The organism is Pontibacterium sp. (genome assembly GCF_041587635.1).
GTDB lineage: Bacteria > Pseudomonadota > Gammaproteobacteria > Pseudomonadales > Balneatricaceae > Pontibacterium.
Genome location: NZ_JBFGYC010000397.1, coordinates 1 through 3,855, shown reverse-complemented (window position 1 = coordinate 3,855; position 3,855 = coordinate 1). Strand labels below are relative to the sequence as shown.

The window sequence follows — 3,855 nt, the reverse complement described above, 5'->3', positions numbered from 1 at the left end:
GCAAAGAAACTACTCGATTTTCTTGCGATACAGCTGGAAGAGTGGGAGATGCGGATCGATCAGGGAGAGGTGCCTAACCTGGGGGAACTCGATCAGTTAGGCAAAACCTGTCGTAAAGTGTATCGGGTGCTTGAGAAAAATGGTCTGGTTGGGGTTGATGTGGTCGCTCAGGCTAGCTGATGAGCGTTAAGTGTGGGGGGCTTTCTTTAGCCGAATACACAGATAAACGAATAGCCCTCCAATAACGCCCGCGGCGTGTGATTCAGGGTATGCCTGCCAATCGGTGTTCACCAATAAAGTTTGTGTCTGATGTAGTTCCCATGCCAGCTTAGTTGAGCATACCAGCATCGGTGGCCACCCAATGAGTCCTTTAGTCCCTCGCTGATAGATGATGACTGTGAGTGTGAGGGGCGTAAAGAGCATGCCCGAGAGTCCACAGTAGTAGCTCAAATCTGATAGCGAAGACAGCAGTAACAGGTTGACGCTGACCATACCCAACAACCATGCAGGAATGACTAAACCGGGTTGTTTGCTTTCAAGATAAGCTGATGCCGCCGCGAAGGTAATCACGTCCCAGAACAGGTGTGACGTAGTGCTATGCACCAGATGACCGGTGATCAGGCGCCACCATTCGCCATTATGAATAATAGCCGCTCGATCAAAGCAGAACTGTCCCAAATCGAGGGCCGCGAATACCAAGACAGTCATCGAGGCGATCAGCGTACGTAAGGGCCATTGGAACCGCCAGAAGGCGGCTCCGTGGTGTACCTGTGGGAATGACGCCTGGTTACGCATTTGCATCATCCGGATGGGAGCGCAGGTACAACGCAGATCCCGCGAGTGCGAGTAATATCAGGATCATCCACGGGTCTACTGCGCCGCCCCCCGAGCGTCCGCCTACTGTTGCCCGTTGTTTATCGAACATTGGCTGAGCTTTGTCAGCTCTGCGCTGAGTGATCGGTGCTTGCGCGCGTTGGTCACGTGCCTGGCGTTCTACTGCAACACGCTGTTCATTGGTTCGGTCGATACCCAGTGCTTTAAAACGATCCTCTTCCAACACAACCATCGACGTATAGTCGGTGACTAATCCGTGATCTGTGGCGATGGAGGTAATTGCTTGTTTGCTGTCGCTGTCTTCACCGAGATAATCTATTTTAGCCTGCAAGTTTTCGATGGTTGCATAGGCCCATAGGCGTTCCAGCTCGGGGTTCAGTAATGACTGATCAGGCAGCTGGATTTCTGTGGTGTACGTCCGGCTCTCATCACCAATATCGCCTGTCAGGGTGACTTTGACCGGTCCGGCTTTGCGGTAATGTCCTAATACTGTGAGCTGCTGTCCTCGATAAAGGCTACCAATTTGCTCCGGGGTCAGGTCGGCAATGCGTCCCCCGTCGAAGTTGATGTTAATGTTCCGCAGGGCCTGATGACTCATTTTGTCGGCTGCCAGCATGATTTGACCCATGATATCGTCGGCATTTGACACCGATATAGAAAAACCTTGCGACACTTTGGTCATTTCGTTTAATAGGGGGCGGTTAGCACTGTTTCCCATGACAAACGTATAGAGTCGCAGATCTGCGGCTTTCAGCAGTGTCAGAAATGCATGTTTCTCGGTGACACCGACATTGGCAACACCATCGGTGACCAGCACCATGGCTGTGGGGCGGTCGCTATCCATTTTGCTCAAACCCATTGTCATACCCGCATAGAGGTTTGTTCCGCGACTGGGTTGGTATTGGTCGAGTCTATCCAGCATCGGGGTGATCCGTTCTGGCGTCGCGGGCAAGAAACCACCACTGAAATCGCGGGCTGAGTCGTTGAATAACACGATACGAAAACGATCATTTGGACTGAGTTGTGCCAACCCCTGTCTAATCCCTTCCGTTAAAGCGGAATACTTGCCTGACATTGACCCTGATACATCCAGAACAAAAATCCAGTCACGCCCGCTGTTCAGGGGGGACAGGTCATCACCGGGCGTTAGCGTCAGCATAAAGGTGCCTGGTGCTTTACTGTCTTTTTTATAGGTCGTCATATCAAGACTACCCGGCAAGCCGTCGGAATGGCGCCAGTAGAGTATAAGGTCTTTATCCAGCTGGGCGACAGGTGTACCTAAAGGTGTATTGTTTACCTGAGGTGTTTGAACGCTTCTATCATCATCGGTTGATGGGCTGCTGGTATGTCCACTGCGTGCTGTACTGATTAATTCGACATTCCAGTTGTATGCGTCTGAATGTGTGATATTGGCCGAAGGCTGGTGGGGCATACGAAGACCGTCAATCGGGTAGCTGTTACGCAGATGTACATTAAAACTGAACTGCTTCTGGACGTGTTCGTTGCGGTTCCAGAACGCTTGTTTCGCTTCATCAACACCTCCGTCCTCCAGCGGATACACGTAGCGTCCGATACCACTGTCGACGTGAGTGGGTTGCACATACACTAAACGTACACGCACGTCGGTGTGTGGCTGGATCGCCGCCACACTGATATCGAACGTTTTGTAACTGTCTTTCTCTACAATGGCGACGTTGCGTCCGGCTTGTTTTTCCTCGCGATAGATTTCGCGTGCTTGCTGTTTTTTAACGACTTCCCCTGTCACCGGTTTGCCGTTGATCCAATAGGTGAATTCGCCTACGGCCGCTTTATCAGGCACCGGGAAGGAATAGATCGCATCCAGGGGCTGAGTATTTGGATTGCTAAATACCTGTTCGACTTGTGTAACGGCGTATCCATCCTGAATGACTACATCAACGTCGTGCTGTTGAATCAAAAGGTCAGGCAATGTGCTATTTGCAGGTTTGAGTAATCCGGCGGCATTCACTGAGGTTGAGGCTAATAAAGCGGCGGAAAGACTGAATTGGCAGATGGAACGAAACAGAGACATAGAAATTACCCTCGTGATGAATATAAGGGCAGTGTCACTATCTCCGCTGGGTCGATACAGAAAGCGCGTTAAAGTATTATTGCTCACGACCTGAAGTTGCAGAATACGACACTTCAGATCTGGCTCGGTTTATTTCTTACGGTAGTTATTAAATAAGCTGTACTGCCACTGGCGGACGGCCAGAACCATTGTTGTGCCTTTACGGTCGGTCAGCGGTAGCTGGGCATCCCGTTTCATGATGGCGTTAAAATCATGTGCGAGCGTTTGCATCTTTCGTTGCAGCTCAGCATTGGCGGCGGGGGAGAGGACCGCATTGAGGACGAGAAGTTTTTCGTTCTGCTTGTCGAAACGGGAACGAAAGAAATCCTGTTCAACCTTGTCTTGGAAAAATTTCTGAATGGGACCGTTGGGTAGCCAGTTAAAGTTGGGTGAGACCAACAGGCGGATACGGTTGCCCGGAAGCAGTTCGATTAATTTGAGGCGATCCAGCTTCGCCAGCTTCTGGACACATTCAGGTTCACCAACGTCGTACTGCATCAGTAGATCGTTAAAGGAAAAACCGTTAATCACACTCACCGCTATCAATAGCAACACGACATCTTCAGCGACCTCCTTTTCCTGTTCGTGGGTGAGCTGGGTAAGCGTTTGTTGCTGCTGGGCCATCTTTTCAATCAGATCGGTAAACGTAATCCCGATTGAATCGCAAATCATCTCAAGCCGATGTAGAGAAAAGTTGTTATCGGAAAATAAACGTTTAACGGACGCTTCACTGAGATTTAGATCTCGTGCGATATCGGCATAGGTCTTACCGCTGGCTTTTAGCTGTTGCTTTAGTGTTCCAACAAGCGCTGAGGTCTGCAGCATGGTCGTTCCTTGTCATGAGAATGGAGAGCGGCTTTCTGTTTTACCCAGTATAACCATAGTGTTACGGGAGTAAAAAACCGAGCTTTAATGTTATTTATACCGTTATC

At 50.1% G+C, this 3,855-nt stretch carries 3 protein-coding genes and 1 pseudogene; 1 reads left to right on the top strand and 3 read right to left on the bottom strand.

Annotated features, from left to right (window positions below; all coding sequences use genetic code 11):
- Positions 1-180: pseudogene (locus ABYW01_RS16270) on the top strand (hypothetical protein); the annotation flags it as partial.
- Positions 181-186: 6 nt separating this feature from the next.
- Here ABYW01_RS16270 and rrtA read toward each other — a convergent pair.
- From rrtA to ABYW01_RS16255, 3 genes are all read right to left on the bottom strand, one after another.
- The gene (rrtA, locus tag ABYW01_RS16265) at positions 187-795 is read right to left on the bottom strand and encodes a rhombosortase (protein WP_372834687.1); all 609 of its coding nucleotides are present in this window, start codon (positions 793-795) and stop codon (positions 187-189) included.
- The gene (locus tag ABYW01_RS16260; RefSeq protein ID WP_372834684.1) at positions 788-2,884 is read right to left on the bottom strand and encodes a VIT and VWA domain-containing protein; all 2,097 of its coding nucleotides are present in this window, start codon (positions 2,882-2,884) and stop codon (positions 788-790) included. Before ABYW01_RS16260 ends, rrtA begins: the two co-directional genes overlap by 8 nt.
- A 129-nt stretch (positions 2,885-3,013) precedes the next feature.
- Complete coding sequence (locus ABYW01_RS16255) at positions 3,014-3,748, bottom strand: helix-turn-helix domain-containing protein (RefSeq protein WP_372834683.1); 735 nt, start codon at positions 3,746-3,748, stop codon at positions 3,014-3,016.
- Positions 3,749-3,855 lie beyond the last annotated feature (107 nt).

Coding starts and splice junctions, on each gene's coding strand:
- rrtA (WP_372834687.1), bottom strand. CDS start 795: ATGCGTAACCAGGCGTCATTCCCACAGGTACACCACGGAGCCGCCTTC.
- ABYW01_RS16260 (WP_372834684.1), bottom strand. CDS start 2,884: ATGTCTCTGTTTCGTTCCATCTGCCAATTCAGTCTTTCCGCCGCTTTA.
- ABYW01_RS16255 (WP_372834683.1), bottom strand. CDS start 3,748: ATGCTGCAGACCTCAGCGCTTGTTGGAACACTAAAGCAACAGCTAAAA.